The sequence below is a fragment of the Mucilaginibacter sp. P2_A5 genome, assembly GCF_056404995.1.
Map to the genome: position 1 here is coordinate 227686 of NZ_JBFUCY010000004.1, position 19245 is coordinate 246930.

At 41.6% G+C, this 19245-nt stretch carries 17 protein-coding genes; 9 read left to right on the plus strand and 8 right to left on the minus strand.

The annotated features are described in order from the left end of the window. Positions 1-43: 43 nt before the first annotated feature. The 3 genes from AC1DXF_RS05500 to AC1DXF_RS05510 form a co-directional block, all read right to left on the minus strand. The gene (locus tag AC1DXF_RS05500) at positions 44-1237 is read right to left on the minus strand and encodes a DUF4249 domain-containing protein (protein WP_477446931.1); all 1194 of its coding nucleotides are present in this window, start codon (positions 1235-1237) and stop codon (positions 44-46) included. Between the two features lie 64 nt (positions 1238-1301). Then, on the minus strand, positions 1302-4073 hold the full coding sequence (locus AC1DXF_RS05505) for a TonB-dependent receptor (protein WP_477446933.1): 2772 nt from the start codon (positions 4071-4073) through the stop codon (positions 1302-1304). 1 nt (position 4074) lies between these two features. Next, positions 4075-4815, minus strand: coding sequence for a hypothetical protein (locus tag AC1DXF_RS05510; RefSeq protein ID WP_477446935.1), 741 nt, complete (start codon positions 4813-4815; stop codon positions 4075-4077). Positions 4816-5157: 342 nt separating this feature from the next. Here AC1DXF_RS05510 and AC1DXF_RS05515 point away from each other — a divergent pair, with 342 nt between their 5' ends. After that, complete coding sequence (locus tag AC1DXF_RS05515; protein ID WP_477446937.1) at positions 5158-5559, plus strand: protease inhibitor I42 family protein; 402 nt, start codon at positions 5158-5160, stop codon at positions 5557-5559. A gap of 222 nt (positions 5560-5781) precedes the next feature. Here the strand turns inward: AC1DXF_RS05515 and AC1DXF_RS05520 are convergent, their stop codons facing one another. Then, a complete protein-coding gene (locus AC1DXF_RS05520; protein WP_477446939.1) occupies positions 5782-6801 on the minus strand; it encodes an LLM class flavin-dependent oxidoreductase in 1020 nt (339 codons plus the stop codon). Between the two features lie 196 nt (positions 6802-6997). Beyond that, positions 6998-7642, minus strand: coding sequence for a hypothetical protein (locus AC1DXF_RS05525; protein WP_477446941.1), 645 nt, complete (start codon positions 7640-7642; stop codon positions 6998-7000). 376 nt (positions 7643-8018) lie between these two features. Between AC1DXF_RS05525 and AC1DXF_RS05530 the strand changes: the two genes are divergently transcribed. The 3 genes from AC1DXF_RS05530 to AC1DXF_RS05540 all read left to right on the plus strand — a co-directional run bounded on the left by AC1DXF_RS05530 (position 8019) and on the right by AC1DXF_RS05540 (position 9990). Then, on the plus strand, positions 8019-8819 hold the full coding sequence (locus AC1DXF_RS05530; protein WP_477446943.1) for a helix-turn-helix domain-containing protein: 801 nt from the start codon (positions 8019-8021) through the stop codon (positions 8817-8819). 148 nt (positions 8820-8967) lie between these two features. Continuing rightward, positions 8968-9351, plus strand: a complete 384-nt coding sequence (locus tag AC1DXF_RS05535; RefSeq protein WP_477446945.1) for a VOC family protein — start codon at positions 8968-8970, stop codon at positions 9349-9351. Between the two features lie 81 nt (positions 9352-9432). Beyond that, complete coding sequence (locus tag AC1DXF_RS05540; RefSeq protein ID WP_477446947.1) at positions 9433-9990, plus strand: hypothetical protein; 558 nt, start codon at positions 9433-9435, stop codon at positions 9988-9990. Positions 9991-10184: 194 nt separating this feature from the next. Here the strand turns inward: AC1DXF_RS05540 and AC1DXF_RS05545 are convergent, their stop codons facing one another. Beyond that, positions 10185-10754, minus strand: coding sequence for a hypothetical protein (locus tag AC1DXF_RS05545; protein ID WP_477446949.1), 570 nt, complete (start codon positions 10752-10754; stop codon positions 10185-10187). A 439-nt stretch (positions 10755-11193) separates the two neighbouring features. Beyond that, positions 11194-12216 carry an LLM class flavin-dependent oxidoreductase gene (locus AC1DXF_RS05550; protein WP_477446965.1) on the minus strand — a complete coding sequence of 341 codons (1023 nt, stop codon included), beginning with the start codon at positions 12214-12216 and terminating at the stop codon, positions 11194-11196. A 271-nt stretch (positions 12217-12487) separates the two neighbouring features. Here AC1DXF_RS05550 and AC1DXF_RS05555 point away from each other — a divergent pair, with 271 nt between their 5' ends. From AC1DXF_RS05555 to AC1DXF_RS05575, 5 genes are all read left to right on the plus strand, one after another. Continuing rightward, positions 12488-13792: an AAA family ATPase gene (locus AC1DXF_RS05555; RefSeq protein ID WP_477446951.1), complete on the plus strand. Its 1305-nt coding sequence runs from the start codon at positions 12488-12490 to the stop codon at positions 13790-13792. Beyond that, positions 13773-14372, plus strand: a complete 600-nt coding sequence (locus AC1DXF_RS05560; protein ID WP_477446953.1) for an RloB family protein — start codon at positions 13773-13775, stop codon at positions 14370-14372. The genes AC1DXF_RS05555 and AC1DXF_RS05560 overlap by 20 nt, the downstream gene beginning before the upstream one ends. Positions 14373-14675: 303 nt before the next feature. Then, positions 14676-15926 carry a hypothetical protein gene (locus AC1DXF_RS05565; protein ID WP_477446955.1) on the plus strand — a complete coding sequence of 417 codons (1251 nt, stop codon included), beginning with the start codon at positions 14676-14678 and terminating at the stop codon, positions 15924-15926. 29 nt (positions 15927-15955) lie between these two features. Beyond that, positions 15956-16477 carry a Pycsar system effector family protein gene (locus AC1DXF_RS05570; protein ID WP_477446957.1) on the plus strand — a complete coding sequence of 174 codons (522 nt, stop codon included), beginning with the start codon at positions 15956-15958 and terminating at the stop codon, positions 16475-16477. Beyond that, a complete protein-coding gene (locus tag AC1DXF_RS05575) occupies positions 16474-17787 on the plus strand; it encodes a nucleotide-binding domain-containing protein (protein ID WP_477446959.1) in 1314 nt (437 codons plus the stop codon). Before AC1DXF_RS05570 ends, AC1DXF_RS05575 begins: the two co-directional genes overlap by 4 nt. A 696-nt stretch (positions 17788-18483) precedes the next feature. On the opposite strand, the gene AC1DXF_RS05580 is transcribed toward AC1DXF_RS05575, so the two are convergent. After that, a complete protein-coding gene (locus AC1DXF_RS05580) occupies positions 18484-18942 on the minus strand; it encodes an N-acetyltransferase family protein (RefSeq protein ID WP_477446961.1) in 459 nt (152 codons plus the stop codon). Positions 18943-19245 lie beyond the last annotated feature (303 nt).

Sequence of the window (19245 nt, forward strand, 5' to 3'; positions counted from 1 at the left end):
TAATAAAAATATTTTTCTCACCATCTGCCTCATACCTATCCTCCTACTTCCAAAATGGTGGTTTTTTATTTGTTCCGCGTAATGTACAATCCACACATACCGGTGTTGATGCTGTGTAACCTCCGGGCGCATAATCAACCGTTAACTCCAAACCCGAATAAATCAAATCATTTACCTCGTGAACATATATCGGATCTATCGTCGGAATAGTGTTTGTTAACTTTCGCGCATATAACAACGTATCCAAATGGCAGCTACTATAAAAAGTTTCGGCCACCCAATTTGCCGGAAGGCTTGCTTTATCAACAAAAATTCGTTTTTGCATTACTTGCCCTACAGTAACAAACCCAATAACAGGCTCATTAGGGTTACTGACACAATGTACATTGCCTGTTAGTTCTGATGGTTGTGGATCAAAAATTCCGCCAATCTGTTCTGTATTTTTCTTCAACAGCTCAAAATAATTAAATGCATCTGCTGTAAGGACATACTGTTTTACCAGGATGCTATACCTGAACCGAAGCTTTTCTGAGTTAGCAGGAACCAGGGCCACCGGCGCATTATTTACTTTATCGGTAGCAAGCTTTGCCGTTGTAGCAGTAATTACCGTGTTGGAGGTATCGCTTACCCAGCAATTATATATTACCTGGTCGCCTGTTCTCGGGTATTGAAAATCCGGAGGTGTATATGGTGGCGCCGTATTTTGAACTACGGTGAACAACGATCGAAACGCACTTTGGATTTGGTAGGTTTCCATATACTCCCACCTGTAATATTTACTGCCGTTGGTCCCATCGTGGGTATCAACACCAATTTGCAGGCCGTCATTTTTTATGGTAGTTATGATACTGTCAATAGCAGGAGAATTTTTTACGGGAACAAAATCCGAAACATATTTCCCCCCGTTTAGCGTGGTAATTTTAAGGCTATATTTTTCACCTGCGGATAGGTTTAAAGGTGCTGATACATAAGTCCCGTTGCCTTTACCTGTCAATTTATAGCTTGTGCCGCCAGCACTTTCAACGGTTACTACAGCTCCCAGTTCGGGGTTAGATCTGGCGTTACTATCCAGACTTACCGTGCGGCGTAAGGTTATGGTGGTAGAATCGCCCAATGATATATTGCCGTCAACCACCAGGTAGCTGGTTATTTTGGCCGAGGGGGCAATGGTAATCTGTTTTTTACAGGCCATAGCTCCCACTAATACTAATAATAGGTATAGTATCCTTTTCATCATGTTAATCCCTCAAAAGCACTCTTGTATAAATCAATCTTGCTGTCATTTTTCCCTCTCATCACCATTAAAACCTGATATTATAATTTATAAACGGTATCGGCCTGGCAAAAATGGACAGTTGGTACGAATTGATTACCCCGCCCTGTTGCTGAAAAAATGTTGAATACGCATTTTGCCTTCCTGTTAAATTGTAAACCCCTACCGTCCATGAATTATGGAAGGTTTGGTGTATTTTATGGTTACCATCTATATTGATAGAAAAATCGGACCTGAAATAGTCCGGAATCCTGTATTCGTTCCGCCCGGAATAAAACACCCGTTCGGCGCCGTTTGAATAATATTTGGCAATGGGCAACGTGATAGGCCTGCCGGTGCTATAGGTAACATCCAGCGAAACGCTATACCTGTGGGTTATGCGGTAATTACCGGTAAAATTAAAGCTGTGCGGTTTATCATAATTGGCCGGGTAGTATGCCCCACCATTAATCAGCTGGCCGGCTACGGCATCGTCCTGCTTTAAAAATGTGCGCGAGTAAGTATAATTAACCCAGCCGTTTAACTTGCCGGTAGTTTTACGAACAGATAACTCAACACCGTAGGCCTTGCCCTGGGTATTTAAAACTTCCTGCTCAATGGCATGGCTCATTACCAGTTTTGCCCCGCTTTTGTAATCCAGGTAATTATCAATGTGTTTGTAGTAAACCTCTACCGAAGTTTCGATAGCGTTTTGTTGCGCGTTTTTAAATATGCCAAAAGAAACCTGGCTGCCGTATTGTGGCTTGATGTTGGGGTCGCTCAATTTATAAATATCAATCGGCGATATAGCGGTAGTGTTTGACAGCTGGTGGATGTATTGTGCAAGTGTATTATAACTGGCCTTTAATGACAGGTCATCCTGGATATTGTAACGGGCAGAAACCCTTATTTCGGGCCGGGAATATGTTTTTATTACTTTGCCGCCGCCATAGTTGGTGCTATCAACAACATTAAACGGGGTACGTGGTAGGCCAGGCGCGTAATTACGCACGGTTTGTGCGCCAAGATAATTAAACAGCGAATACCTGATACCTGCGCTAATGGTAAAATCGGGCGTAATGTCAATTTTATCGCCCAGGTATAAGGCGCTTTCCAGGGCCTGCTCATCCGCAACCTTATCGGGTATTATTAACGAGGATGAGCTGTTTGGCATTTCGCTCCCCGGGTTTAGTTTATAATAAATAGAACCTAAACCAAAATTAATGGTATTGTTGCGGTTAAGGTAGTAGGTAAAATCGGCTTTAAAATTGGTTTGGTTAATGCCAAATTTAAGTTTGTAGGCATTAATTGGATTTGCGGTGCTGGCAATATCATATTTATAACCATCGTAACCAACGCTTAACAAACTGTATAACTTACTACTAAAATTGTGTTTCCATTTAATGTTGGCATTTTTATTACTGTAGTTATAAGTGGTATCGCTGTTTAACCTAAAGTTATCGTTGCTTAAATAACTTGTGATATAAATGTTATTATCCTTATTAACCTGGTGACTTAAATCGAGGTTAAAATCATAAAACGATGCATGGCTGTGTTTATATTCCTTTGGCAATAACTTTAATAACCAATCAGAATAACTGGTACGGCCGCCAAAAATGAACGACGTCTTATCCTTCACAATAGGCCCTTCAACATTCAGCCTGCTGGTAAGCAGGCCAATGCCGGCCGAACCTGTAAAGTTCTTTTTATTGCCCTCGCGGTTGGTAACTTCTAATACCGACGATAAACGGCCGCCAAATTTTTCGGGGATGGTACTTTTATACAACTCAATCCCCTTTACAATATCGGGGTTAAAGGCCGAGAAGAAACCAAAAAAATGGGCGGGGTTGTAAATCGTTTTATCATCAAGCAGTATCAGGTTTTGATCTGCAGCGCCCCCCCTTACGTTAAAGCCGGTTGTGGCCTCGCCAACGGTTTGCACACCGGGCAAGGTTAATACAATACGCAAAACATCGGCCTCGCCAAAAACAGCCGGCACCTGTTTTATACTTTTAATATCCAGCCGGCTTACAGCCATTTCGGTACTGCGCACATTGGCCACTTTATCTGCCGATATCTTTACTTCTTTTAGCGTGGTTACCTGGTCCTGTAATTCAATATTCAGTTCGCCATCGGTATAAAGCATAATTTGCCGGCGCGCATCTTTCATGCCTATCCCTTTAACTATCAACAATTGTTTGCCCCGGGGCAGCGCCAACGTAAAATAACCAAACTGATCTGTTGTAACCCCAATACTGGTATTGCTTACATAAATACTTGCGCCTGCAATAGGTACGCCCGATTTGGCACTTTTTACATAGCCTGATAAAGCCGCTTTACCGGGCTTTAACTCATTGCTTTTTATACCAATCTCGTACAATTTATTTTCGATGGTTGATTCAATTACCGTTTTTTTAACAGGCGCCGCTGTAAAATCAATTACCGGCGATAGCGTAACCGGCTTACTTTGCCCCGGTTTTACATTAAAATAACCTTCGGCCGGTTGCGTACGGATCTCTTTGCCAAGCGTTAAAAAAACCTGCATTTTTGATGCGACAATGGTATATTGAAAGGTAGAGTTATGAAAAGCCTGCTTAAGCACATCTTCCAGCGGCTGGTTATTTACCTGTAGCGTTATTTTTAGGCTATCAAACTGGGTACGGTCATAATAAAACCGGTAACCTGTTTTAGCCTCAAGGTCGCCGGCAAACTGATCAATATCGGCCTGCTGAAAATTAACATTGATACTTTTTGAAGTAACCTGTGCATGCAATAGTTTAACCGCCAATAAAAGAATAATAGCCAGGTAAATTTTTTTCATATTATTTGGTTATACTATCATAATAAGCCGTTACCGAAGTCAGCGCCAGTTCGCGCAGGTCATCAAACTGCAAGTGCTTGTCTTTTATGTATTGCTTAAGCTCTTTCTTCTTGTCGGCAAACAGGTCGAGTACCGAACTTTGGCTGCTCACTTTATAATAAATAGCCCCTTTTTTGATGTAATAATCGGGTACATCTTTAAAAGGTACAAAAAACCGCTCCCTGCCGTTGCGGCCCGATGTAGACTTGAGCAATTTTTCGGTCCTTTTTATTAATTGCGATTTACCGCTATAAAGTTGCTCGTAAAAACCGGCTTTTATGCCGCCATTACTGTTAGGCACCCTAACAAAATGCCGTTGATGTAAATCAAAATTGGAAACTTTATCGGCTATTAAGGCAACTGGCGAAGCGTGATTGTAGAGCAGTACCACCAGTTGGTCGGTGTACAGGTCATAAATCATGGATACATTTTCAAAATTTTGGCCATCGTATTCAACTGAGCCGGGCCGCCAGGCATCAATATCATCAAGGTAAGGGCTGCCTTTGATGGATGAATCATAAGAATCATAAACCAGGCCGTTATACAACCGCGATTGCTCGCCAACGCCCTGGTAAAACCGGTTTGTTATATTGGTTAGCGCGGCCTCGTAAGCCGAACTATCTGCAGATTGTGCAGATGCCGTTTTATACAACAGGGCAACAACAAAACAAAGTATTATTTTAATTGGATAATGGACAGGCATCGGTTAATATTTATTCAGTAATTAAGCCATTTTTAACCGTAAAACCAAATTTTTATTAATTTGACAGCTATTTAAGTGTAACATAATAAATTTGTTACAGTATTTAATATTACATTAACAATTCAACACCTAACGTTTTTATTAACTATGCAAACCAGGGGTCGAAAAAAATGATGCCTGCCTGCCTTTTTTTGCCCGAGCTTGTAGCAGGTGTTTTCAAGCAGAATATTTGTTCTTAATATGTATTAACTGTAGCGTTTAGTATCGTAACAACGTTATATGATATATAGCGGTTATTAATACAATGCGCTTACATTTATAAACTAACAAACTAAACTTATCATGAAATTAATTTACAACTTTACATGTATCATAGCTTGCCTGGCTATAATGGCTTGCCATAAGGATAAAAACATGGGAGATAAAAGCATTGTTAAGCAACTAACCGCAGCCGATGCAGGCAGCACAACCTCGGTTACTATTGGCCAAACCATTTCTTTAACCTTGGGCAATCCTGGCGATGGCGGTTACCAGTTTAACAACCCGCAGTACAACACTTCGGTATTAACATTGGTGAGCCATCAGGAACATGTAGGCGTACACCAGGGCTTAATAGGCGATTTTGGTAAGGATATCTGGACCTTTACCGCAAAAGGAAGCGGTACAACTACGCTCGAAGTTACAGCCCACCGCGCCAGTACCGAGACTATTTCAATGTTCTCTAACCAGGTTATCGTAAAATAAAAATTATCAAAACTATGTTGGCTGGCATCCCAATTAAGTAAAGAATTAAGGCCGGTTTCATATCGAACACCGAATGTCGAATATCGAATAATGAAGAAAAACTTCGGTGTTGGAAATTCGAAATTCAGTGTTCGATATTATTTGCCCTTCTCTTTTTCTTAACCTAACATATCCCTCATGCGGGTATTTTCAATTACCTGTTACCGGTGTATTAAAATTAAGCTAATCGCCATTAACAAGCGGGATCACCTTTTTGCCAATCAATTCGATAGAACTCATTAACTGTGCATGCGTTAACCCGGCATTATCCATTTGGAAGGTAAACCTATCTACCCCGCCCAATGCTTCGCTATGGCGCAGCAGCTTTTCGGCCACCTGTTCCGGACTGCCTAACACTAAGACACCTTTTGGCGCTGCCAGGCTATCAAACTGCGCTTTGGTTACCGGCGGCCATCCGCGTTCGCGGCCCAGCTTAGTCCAAAGCTCTGCATAGCCGGGGTAATAGCCGGCAATCGCTTCCTCGTTGGTAGCAGCTACATAGCCCGGTGAATGCAAGCCTACCTTCAGTTGTTCAGGGCTGAAACCTGCCCTGCGCCCGGCCTCGCGGTAATGATCAACCAGGGGCCTGAACCTGTGCGTTTCGCCGCCAATAACTGCAACCATCAAGGGCAGCCCCAAGGTGCCTGCCCTTGCAAACGACTCAGGCGTACCACCCACGCCTAACCATACCGGCAACTTTGTTTGTAAGGCCCTTGGGTAAATCGCCAAATTGGCCAACGGAGCACGGAACCTGCCCGACCAGGTAACAAATTCACTATCCCTAACTTTAAGCAGCAAATCCAGTTTCTCCTTAAACAAGGCGTCATAATCATTCAGGCTGAAACCAAACAAAGGATAGGCTTCAACAGATGATCCGCGACCAACCACCATTTCTGCACGGCCTTTCGAGATCAGATCCAGCGTAGCAAAGCTCTGGTACACACGCACCGGGTCGGCAGCGCTTAATACCGTCACAGCGCTTGTAAGTTTAATGCGCTTGGTGCGCGCGGCAGCAGCGGCCAGGATTACCGCAGTGGCCGAATCCAGGAACTCCTTTTTATGATGTTCGCCAATACCAAAAACGTCCAATCCCACCTCATCAGCAAAAGCAATGCGGTCAAGCAGTTGTTCCATTGCATCAACGCCGCTTAACTCATTACTGCCGTACATCGCCGAAGCGAAGCTATCTATTCCTATTTCCATTGTTTTACCTTAATTAAATGTTTAAACATTCAATTCAAAGATCGGAAGTAATTTGCTTTTAAGCAAGTGAGCAATAGGTATTAAGTGTCTGATTTATGACATAAGTTTTTAACGAAGAAAGCCTTTGATCTTTTAACCAAAGGCTTTTATCGTTAACCGTCTCACCCCTTACAATACTTAACCGTATGGGAGCGTGTTAGATGTCGGAAACCATAAATTCTGCTTTTGCCGAAGCAGGAAATTGGGTACTCATACTAACATCCTCATCGCATACCAACGGATTTTTGAAGTCGGCACCATCAGTATGCTGATCTTGTCCATTAAGCTTTACAGCCACCACACGATATCCGGTAACCGTGTAGGTACTTTTAAGCTGCCACCACATATAAGATGCCTGCGAGACCTGCGTTTTGGCATTAAAAGTTTTCTTTTTGGTTACTACCTCGGCAAGTGTCACTTCCGCCGAAAGCTCCATAGTTAGTTTTGCGCCTATATCCAGATACGATCCCACCTTTAAACCAAGCGAGGCCGAAAATTCTTCACGGGCGCCAACACTTAGCGCTACGCCAATACTCACAGACTCTTCCTGCGAAAAAGGCGTATCTGGTGTAATGGTGCAACTGGTTACACGTACCCATTGTTGCTTGAATTCTAATTGCTGCTTGGTAAACCGCAATTCCCATACATACTTCTGGCCCATGTAGTCCATTTCCTTTACAACTTTGGTTTCATCAGGCAAAGGTATTTTCACTATTACCTGCGCAGGCGGCGGAAGCGGAAAGTCATTAATTCCTTTGGGGGCCGGTGGGTCCGGCAATAATTTAATTGTGGGCATCGTCATAATCTGAAGTTTTTAAGTTGCTGCAAAGTAGCGTGTTGCCATCTTACACAACAGGGTAAAAAGCCCCTTTTTACAGGAGAAGAAAAGGGTTTAAAAAAGTGTTGTTAAGCTTGTGGCAGGGTGGTATCAAAAATATCTGAACAAATGATTTGCAGCCTCCGCTGAATAATTAAAACAACATAAAAAAAAAACCTCTCTTTTTATCTGTGACACACCCGGACACAGGCTGAACATTATGGCAGATATCTCCGGCGACGTGTTGGAAGGGTGCTAAATGACGATTATCAACCCAAAAAATCAAAAATTAACCTTAATTTTAAACTAATAAATCGCGAAACAGCCAAGCCCTCAACTAGCTTAATCCGAAATCAAAAAAATGCGCTACTACACCATCCCTCCACCCGATATATTAAAACCTTATGTGAGGTTTTTTTGGGTGCTGGAGCATGAGCTTACAGCGGAGCAGCCTGAATATGTTTACCGCTCTATAGCCGATGGCTGTACCGAGATGGTGTTTCATTACCGGGCCACCTTTGACGAGCTAACGGATAGCGGCCAGAATGCAGGTCCGTCGGGCATTCAATTTCAATCCAACAGATACAGGAGGTTTGTAACCGGGCAGAGTTTTGGCATTTTTGGCGCTTATATTTATCCATTTGCTGTACCCCGCTTTTTCCGGATCCCCAGTAGCGAGACCAGTAACCTTGCCCTGGATTATGATACATTTTTAGGCAGGCCCGGCCGCGAACTGGAAGAGCAGATAATGCTTGCCCCGGATAATTATCAACGGGCCCGGATTTTAAGCGATTTTTTAACAGGCAGGTTACAGCACAGCACCCCAAAGGACGACCGCGCAGCTACCGCCATAAGGCAGGTAATCCACTCCAATCAAAACAGAACTGTTGCACAGCTGGCCGATGCATTTAACCTATCGGTAAGGCAGTTCGACAGGCTGTTTAAAGAACATGCCGGCTTTAGCCCTAAAACTTACCTGCGCCTGGTGCGCCTGCATGATGCCATACAACAATACAGCGGCAACAAATCATTAACACAAATAGCGCTCGACTGCGGATACTACGATCAATCGCATTTTATACATGATGTAAAGGCTTTTACCGGCTATCATCCCGGCTTTTATTTTTCGGGAAAAGCGGAAGGGTTTATAAGTTTAAAGTGAAAATTAAAAAGGGGACATCCTGAGCCTGTCGAAGGACCCGCGCTGGGGCCGGGACGGTTAAAAATCGAAAATCCTAAATTAAAACATGTCCGGTTTTTACAATTTTGGTTAAATCCGGCACCCTACATTTGTTTAAAAACAAACCAAAATGGAAACTACAAAAAACATCCCCGAAAATTACCAGCGTATTATGCCTTACCTTATTATAAAGGATGCGGCTAAATTTATTGAGTTTATGCAAAATGTTTTTGATGCTACGGAGCAGTATAAACACATGCGCGATGAAACAACCATTATGCATGCCGAGGTGAATATCAAAGGCAGCACCATTATGTTTGCCGATTGTACCGATACCTATGCCCAGCAAAATGCCGGGCTGTTTATTTATGTAGATAGCTGCGACGAAACCTACCAAAAAGCCCTTGATAACGGCGCCGAAAGCGTTATACCACCAGCCGACCAGCCCTACGGCCGCAGCGCCGGGGTTAAAGATCCGTTTGGGAATACCTGGTGGGTTACTAATGCGCTATAGTTGGGATAAATTATTTGAAAAAAGTATTTTTATGGAAATTAAGGCATAACAGCATCCTGTATTAAATTCAACTTTATGATAATGAAACTTAGCTACCCGACTTTAAAAAAAGGGCTTGCACTTATGTTGCTTTGCTTAAGTACAGTGCTTGTTAAGGCGCAAACTGATACAGTTTACAGGCACTTGCCAGATGCAAGGCAACGAATACCAGCGTATGTAATAAACAACCATATTATTGGCAGCGGCCTAAACATTAACCCTAATGATATTGAATCCATCAACGTTTTTAAAGGCACGGAAAATATTCCGCCGCAGTTCAGGAACCTTTCTAAAGATGGAATTTTATTCATAAACCTTAAAAAAGGAATTGAAATAAAAACGCGGTCGTTTAAAGAAATTAAAGATTGGCTGGATATAAAAGAAGATGTTAGGTTTGCTGTAGATGGTTTTTATGTAGATGACATGAACCTGGCGGTAGCCACATCATCCATTTGCCAGTTGGACGTGATTAAAAAGCAACAGCAAAACAAATCAGTCCCCGACGTGATCAACATCTGGACGCTTGAGCCCGGCTCGCGCAAAGGTTTTGTACCGCCGCCGCCGATCGTTGGCAACCCAGGCGAGATTTATATCAGGTGATGGAGCTGATTTAAGCCTTAAAACCCCGTGGCGGGTGTTTCAAATGTGTCTGACCCTCGCTATTCGAGTCTCCAGACTTCGAAACCACTATGCCTATAGTCTCTGACTACAGCATAAGCAACTTTTCTTTTAACATTTCTATCGTGGTGCGATGCAATGCCGGCCATCGGCTGAAATTTAAATAGTGAACGAAGCTAAAAAAGATCAGAAGTATTTGGAATGTTACTTTTTTTAAAAACCTCATAACAATTTTTGATGTAGATAACCAGGTCGTAATCGTTCATTGCGTCAATTTGCTTGAGGGTGGGCATATATTTTAACTCAAAGCTTTCCAGTTCACTATCTGCTATGGGTATAGCTTTTTTTATACTTTCATCATTAAACCGCGCCGAAATTTTGCTTGCCGCTAATTGTTTGCCTGCATATTTATTAAACCGGCGCGCATCCTTAACCTCACTTTTAAAGTTTTCATAAATAAAAGTCATTGGCTTCAAAAAAAGATAATAGTAATGTGGTGTCCCGGTGTAGAATACACTTTTCTCCCTGTAGCCTCTTTGTACTTCTTTGATATCGCTTTTTAATGAATTTTCCTTAATTACCACCTCGCCAAGTTGAATTATAGGAGCCATAAATATTACGTGGTCTGCAAAATCATTTACTACAAATTCCGTGACTTGAAAATTATCGTTTTTGAACTGCAAAGTATCACCGGATTGCGAGGCTATACTAAAAACGCCATAAATGTTCGAACGTGCTTGCATCATCGTTCGTTTATTTAAAACAACAACACTTCCCAGCCTCAAATTAGTTCCGCTTTTGAATAATATCCCCTTTTGGGGTTGGATATTTTGAGCAAACAAAGGCCCCTGGTTCACAACACAAATTACACATAAAAGAATAAACTTTTTACCTGTCATTTATAAGCGATTGAAAACACTCCATTTTATTTACCCTGCTAAAAGGAACATTATAAAATTAAGAGAACCGCTTTCAAATCTGTTCAGCAAAAAGGTTAAATTTTGTTAAACTGAAATCCTCGCTACAACCAAATAATTCACCCCTGGCTGTGTTATCCAACTAAAAAATGAAGAGGCTACTGTAGTTGTAAACTGCAGGCATAGTCGTCCGGGGTCAGCGACCCCGGACAGCGGGATAGGATAACAACCGGTCACACCCAGCGAAAGTTTACGCTGATAAGCTTATTCATCGCCAACCCAATGCCGGGGCAACATGCTCCAAAATGGCCGATAGCACATGAACATTGTACTCAACGCCCAGTGTGTTCGGTATGGTTAGCAGCAAGGTATCTGCTTCCTGTATCGCTTCGTCCTGGGCCAGTTCTTTGATGAGCTGGTCGGGCTCGGCTGCATAGCTTTTGCCAAATACGGCCCGTTTATCAGCTTCAATGTAACCAAAACTATCGCCCCCTTTACCCTGCTGCCCAAAATATTGCCTATCCTGTTCAGTTACCAGTGCAAAAATGGACCGGCTTACCGAAACCCTCGCCTCCCGTTGGTGCCCGGCGTTTTTCCAGGCTTCTTTATATAACCTGATCTGTTCTGCCTGCTGAATGTGAAAAGGCTTGCCGCTTTCGTCAAATTTCAGGGTCGAGCTTTGCAGGTGCATGCCTTGTTCGGCCGCCCAAACCGCGGTTGCGTTTGAGGCAGCTCCCCACCAGATGCGTTCCCGCAATCCTTCCGAATGCGGCTCCAGGCGTAACAGGCCCGGCGGGTTCGGGAACATCGGGTAAGGGTTAGGCTCTGCAAATCCGGCACCTTTTAATTTATCCAGAAAGTCCAGGGCCTTTTTTCGCCCCATATCTGCATCGTTTTCCCCGGCAGCAGGTTCGTAACCGAAATAACGCCAGCCTTCAATCACCTGCTCGGGCGAGCCGCGGCTGATACCCAATTGTAGGCGCCCGCCTGAGATCAGGTCGGCAGCGCCGGCATCTTCCACCATATACATGGGGTTTTCATACCGCATATCTATAACACCCGTCCCAATCTCTATCTTACTGGTTTTTGCCCCAATAGCCGAAAGCAGCGGAAATGGCGATGCCAACTGCCGCGCAAAATGATGAACCCGGAAATACGCACCGTCCACACCAATCTCTTCCGCGGCAACAGCCAAATCAATTGACTGCAGCAAAGTATCACCCGCAGTACGGGCCTGGTACGCAGGATGGTTGGACCAATGCCCAAATGATAAAAATCCTATTTTCTTCATCATCAACTCGATTATTTACGGGCAAATGTAAGGAAACGGGTGGTGGGGGGAGGTCATGGGTTGGTAATAATGAGTTGGTTGGGCGAGTTAGATATATGGCTTGGGCTGTGGCTAAGGAGTAAACAGAAAATTGATTGCAATCTGTCTAAATTGATTCAAAAAGACAAAATCATTAATTTACCGATAAAAAGATTTAATTTGCATTATTATTGTAAATAATTATTTTATTTCGGATAAATAATTACATTTGCCAAGTAAATAAAACAAAATCATGTTATTATCATTTGCAACAACCAACTTCAGATCAGTTCGTGACCGTGTGGAACTAAGCATGTTAAAAACAGGATTAAAGGGACTTTCATCGAACCATTTTAAAGGGAATAATAAAAAGCAACTGCTGAAATCAGCAGTAATTTACGGGCCTAACGCCTCCGGTAAGAGTGGTTTTTTAAGGGCGATCAAAGCACTGGAATATTTGGTAAAAAAATCAGCGAGCTTTAGACCGGATGATAGCATTGCCCCTTTTGAACCTCACCGACTGGAAAAAGCGTGTGCTGGATTACCCGTAACCTTTGAAGTTAGTTTTATAGCGAAAAAAGTTCAGTACGATTATATATTGTCCATTAAGTCTAAGGATATCGAATCAGAGGAACTTTATTATTATCCAACAAGTACCAGAACGTTGCTTTATTCGAGGACAACAGGTAAGGAAATGAAGTTTGGGGATTATTACAAAGGGCCAAAAAAAACGCTTGAAAAATTATTGCTGCCCAACCAACTATTTCTGTCTAAAGCAGCCGAAAATAATGTAGATGCGCTATTAGATGCATACCGGTTCTTCACAAAAGGGCTAACCGTGTATCCGATGATGGAAGATTACCATGAAAATAATTTGGCCAGGCTTTACGCTAAACGTTTAGCAGAAGATAAAGATTCGAGATTTTCGAAACGTTTCAATGCTTTGATCTGTGCATTGGATACCGGAATTTGTGCAGTTGCTGCCGAAGAAGTTGACTGGGATGGTTATAAATTTCCCGGCAATCTCCCGGAAGACCTGAAAAAACAAGTCCAGGAAGACTATAAATATGATATTAAAACGCAGCATCCAGTTTTTGATGGAGGAAAAGCCGCGGGTTTTGCTTCGTTTGACGTAAGTGATGAATCAGCGGGAACCAAAAGTTTATTTGTTATCGGTGGTATCATTTTAGATGCGCTGGATAATGGCAGAGTACTGGTCGTAGATGAATTTGAAAAAAATCTACATCCCAGTATTACACAGTTTTTGATACAGCTTTTTCATAATCCTGTGGTTAACCAACACAATGCGCAATTGATATTTGCAACACACGATATTACGCAGTTATCTAATGATCACTTTAGACGTGACCAGGTTTGGTTCACTGAAAAAAACGAATATGGTGCTACATCCTTATACAGGTGTTCAGACATTCAGGGTATTCGCTTAGGTACACCATTGGATAAATGGTATGCCAGTGGACGGTTCGGCGCGACGCCGATCATTAACGATGTAGATTTTTTAATTGAAATGCAGGCGAATGGCGAAGCTGAGGATTAATAAAAGGATTTTGATATTATGTGAAGGGGCTACAGAATATATCTACGCCAAGTCACTTCAAATGGAACTGCCGCGTGAATTGCAGCGGTCTGTTGCTATTGAAATATTTTATCAAACCCAAAATGATCCTAAAAGCCTGGTTCAAGAGGCCCATAAAAGAGAACGGAATGCTAACAAGGAGCGAAATGCCTACGATATTGTTTGGCTTTTTTTTGATAACGATAACTGGCCGCAATTAGGTGAGGCTTTCGCTCTTATCAACAAATACGGCTTCCGTATCGCCTATACTTCAATTTGTATTGAGCATTGGTTCATTTTACATTTTGAGCATTGTGGACGGGCGTTTAACAACGGGGAGGAAGTTATTCGGCATTTAAACAGGTTATGGCCTCAATATCATAAAACTAAAATAAATGCCTTTGCAGCACTAAAAGACCGTTTAGCTACGGCTATAGAACGGGCAAATCTGATTAATAGGACTCAAGGTAACAGTGAAGCGCCTGTACATGAACGTAACCCTTACTTTACGGTTCAGGACTTAGTCAGCTTTTTTGAAGAATTAAACCAGACTAACAATTAGAAAAAATACGATATATGGCAATAGAGCAATAAAAAATATTAGGTGTGGTCTAAAAACTTAAAAAGCCCAGAACGTGTGGTGACGTCTGAGCCTTTAAGATTTAAAGATCACTCGCACAGGGTGAATTGATACGAATGAATGAGGTTTCGCGTCCTCGGATTTGTTTTTAAAGCACAAAAGTAAAAAAAGTTACTTTTAGCGCAAGTAAATCCGCAAATTCTTTCCTTTTCCCTTGTGATGTGCCACCGGTCTAACTGAGTACCGGCTGTAATTATTAAAAATCAAAAAAAAGGAGGATTAGTTATGGGAGAGAGATTTACCCAAAAGCGCATCGTATTTGATGATGCGTTGAGCAGCGGAAAACTAAAAGTAAGTACGCTATTAGCATTATTAAACGAGCATCCCTACCAAAAGGATGTGATTGAGTCATTCAAAACGGATGATATCAAAGATGAATTTATCGTGGTTGACCACATTGATACCGTTCACAACAAGATAAAACTCATCATTAACCAGTTCGAGCGTTTTTCAATTTTAGCTCATACCAAGGACATTACCATACGGGAGAGTGCGAAGCCCGTGGCGGATGTAACGGGACATCACCCGCTGATATTCAATTTTGGAGAATATGTGGAAATTGATGAGGTAAAAACCGGTTTGGATTGTTACACCATTTATGATTCCAAAAATACATTCTTTGATGAATATGATATGGCAAAGTACGCCAATCGTTTATACAAAAACGGTTTGGGTGGACTGGCAGAATATAATATCAATTTCTTCAAAACGCTGGCTACAACAGACAAAAAATTTAACAAGCATCGAAGCTATAGGCTCGTCGCTAACAACAATGAACTGTTCCTGCGAGGTATCACTTCTACCGACCGTTATTTTGAATACGGCATAGATTTCACGTTTGTAGTTGCCATGCTTTCACTTCACAAAGACATGAAAGTTAATAAAGGCAATCAATATGCCATAACAAGCTCTGCTGTTTCGGAATCCAAACTGGAACTGATTATATCGGAAAAACAATTGAAAGATGCGAAAGAGTTTGGCAAGGTAAGTTCAGCAATGATAGTCACCACCAACGACCTGGGCCAGGGTTCTTTAAATTTCACGAAGATTATCCGGGTGGGTGGAAAGATGCATCATGGCATCTACCTATTTCCGGCCACAGAAGAGGCCAAACAAAACAAACTTATAATCTCACATTCAACCGGGCCTAAAAAAACGCTAAATAATCTGAACGAAGTTTATACTTTGTTAAATGATACTGATGAATACATCAAAGATCTTCATGAAGTTAAGGGAATTAAAGCTCCTGATGAATTACGAGCACGTATTGTTAACAAACTGAGCAACCCTCGCAGCGCATTCAAAGATATTCTTGAACTAAGGGACATTTTCAAAATGAAAATTGACAATGAAATTAAAGCGTTCGCCAAACTGCTTGAAATGTGCAACAAGGCAGAAGAATTGGAAATTGATTATGATTTAAAAGATAAGCTACGGTATATCATTTCCGACATCATTCTTTCCGGTAGAAAATAATTAATAGAGTCTTAAATAACAGATATTTTATGGCAGTCAGTCAGGATCAATTAAAATTCATCATGCAACGATTCGACACCTACATTAGCGGTGCGAATACAAAGGGCGCTTTTCTTTTAGCCTTTAACACCTTTCTATGTGGAGGGTTACTCACCAATTACGCAACACTTACAGGCTTAGTCGGACCAGACCTCGCTGCTTACCTTAAAATTGGCATATTTCTGCTAATAGCTGCTGGTATAGCCAGTTTAGTGACTGTGCTTTTAGCGGTCTACCCCTTTCTAAAATCCGGAAATTCCTCAACAGACCAATACCACTCACTGATCTATTTCGGTTCGGTGTCTGCATTTGACACATCCGAAAAATACATTGAAGCGCTTAAAAGACAGGAAGAAGCAGATGTTTACGCTGATTTATCCAAGCAAACGCATCAGTTATCAAAAGCCCTGCGTAAAAAATACAGGCAACTGGAATGGGCCACTAAAATCATTTTTTTTCAATTGGCAGTAGTAGTTTACAGTATTGCCCTAATTATCATTCACAGCTTATGAAATTATTTGGAAATTACGCCCAAGATATTGAGAGTATTTTAACTGAGGGCCAAATCAGTAATTTTACCGGCGCTACCCATAAAAGGGCATTATCGTCTGACATACTTAAAGGAAACGCATCTGTTAAACTATTCGCGGCCCAAAATTCTCACCTACAGCTTACCGGCGATAAGGTACTTCTAGACTTTGATAAAAGCGGTCTTGAAAGATTATTCGGCACTAATAAATCATCATTTCAAAATATAGTTATTGGATCACATCCCGATTTTGATGACGTACCACACGACGGGTGTTGTTATCATCATTGCGTTTCTATGTTTGTAGACATTAAAGGATCAACCCGCCTCGGATTAAATCATTCTTTGGAAAAAGTTCGTCTTATCAAGGATTCGATGTTAACCTTATGTATTCACGTTGCCAACTTCTTTGGCGGCCACATACATAGGTTGCAAGGCGACGCCGTTTTTGTACAATTTGTTAGACGGAATAATTACAAAAACGATGCAATTATAAACGCCCTAAATGCGGCTTCCGTACTTTGCCAATTCGTGGAAAAAGACCTGAGTGAAGTGTTTACACGTAATGGATTAAACCCAATCAAGATTCGTATTGGTATAGACTTCGGTAAGGATGAGGAAGTGCTTTGGTCGCATTACGGTGTACCAGGCTGTGCGGAATTAACCACCACCAGTTTACACACAGATTTAGCGGCCAAATTACAAACCAAAGCGAAATCAAATTCTATTATTATTGGTGGAAACGTTATTGACGAACTTGATCTGCCTGAGGAATATTACGACTGGGTTTACAGAATCAACTCAAATAACATTGAGGAACCAGAGCGATATATCATCAAGGATATTTCTTACAAGCAACAAGAGTTTTTATGGAAGAAATACCTCCAATCGTATGATTTTATCAATCGTTCAGGCGATGGGAAGACCCTTGATATAGCTGAAAAGGATTTTAAAATAAAGTGTGTAATTTATGACGCTGATGGGCAAAATATTGAAGACTACCATCAAAATTCAAAGTCGATTGAAAAATTCAAAAAGATAAAATTCACGCTTTATTATAAAAATCAACCTTATAATAGACAATCCTTTGAAGATATTACATGGGAAGCAGTAAACAGAGGGTCTGAAGCTAAAGTTCATAACCAGCTTCATCATGATTTTTTTGGTCTATACAAGAATAACACAGTCTGCATAGCCGATGCGGCTTATTTGGGGCATCATTATATATGTTGTAAAATCGTAAGAGAGCACTTACCTAACATAAACCTTAGTTTTCCTGTTTATGTTCGCTAAATCCCCCCGCTGTCTGTAGTATTCCGCTGTTCGATATCTGCCCCCCTGTGCGTATAGTTTATAACTACCATAAACTCAAACGGTATTACGCACTGTATCCGCAGCCAAAATGATTGCTTCAAACACCTTGTAGTCTGGAGACTACAGGTATAACCGTCCAAAGTCAGAGGCATTGGACAGCTTTTTTTTGCTAACTGAGTTTCTTTTATTCAACCTGTAGTTTTTACCACAGGTTGAATAAAAGAAAAAATAAACCGCTGTTCGGAAATCAAACAGCGGCGTTAACCTCCAATATTATTGAGCGTCATCAAAAAATATCGTATCTCTTTGATTCGCCCGAATTAATCTAAGGCGAAGATCACCCTTATTTTTAATCAAAGTATCCCCTTTGTGAATTATGCAGTCCCGGTGCCATGTCATCCAATAAATATCCCTTTTTTTATGGTTTACATATACAGACGGATTTCCTTTTGCATCGTAAGAAACATCATCGACCGCCCCCTTAAAATGCGCTTTAAGTGCGTTCCGAGGACCAGAATACGATTGATAGTATTGGCTGGCAAGTATCAGAACGATGAAGACAATTAAACTATACTTATACCAGCCTATATGGCTACTCAAAATCATAATGTTTTAATTACAACCTGCTATTTGTAGTTTCGACTACCGTGAACGACATTTGTTACTGTCATCCTCTCACTCCAACCCCATCCGCATCTCTACCATATGCTTCCCAAACCCAACCTTTTCATAAGCCCTCACGGCGCCTTCATTATCAGCATAAACCTGTAGCCGTAATTCGGTAAGGCCTTGATATTTAACCCATTCTTTTAACCTGTCGATGATGAGCTTATTGATGCCTTTGCCCCTGTGTTGCGGCAAAACATACATAAAACCAAGGTAGGCGAAGCGGTCAAAATCGAAATAAACCTTTTCGCTTTGTTTAATGCGGGCGTAGCCGCTGCCAATTAGTTGGCCGTCCAATTCGGCCACTAACAGTTCCACATCGGGCGAGGTGATAAACATTTCCAGGTCGTAATATTTGATGGCGCCGGGTACCAGCGTTGGATCGAAAGGGCGCTCGGCGGTGATAACGCCCTGCTCAAATTGCAGCAGGGTTGGGATATCGGTGAAGGTGGCGGGGCGGATTTGCATGGGTAATATATTTATATTTTACATGTTCAACATTCGGAGAACAATATTTAACCTCCTGTCATCCTGAGGAACGAAGGATCTATCAGCTGTGCATGGCCGATAGAAAAGTTCGCGAATAGATTGTATGTATGAAATTGGTTGAGTGTAAGTAAAAAGAGTTCTTGAAAAAAAGGTTGTAGATTAATTGTGAAAAACAGTTACAAACACTTTAAAACAAGAACTCATGAAACAAGGTACACAATTAGATTTTAGCGGTCAAAAGATTTTTGTAGGCATAGATGTTCACAAAAAATCGTGGAAGGT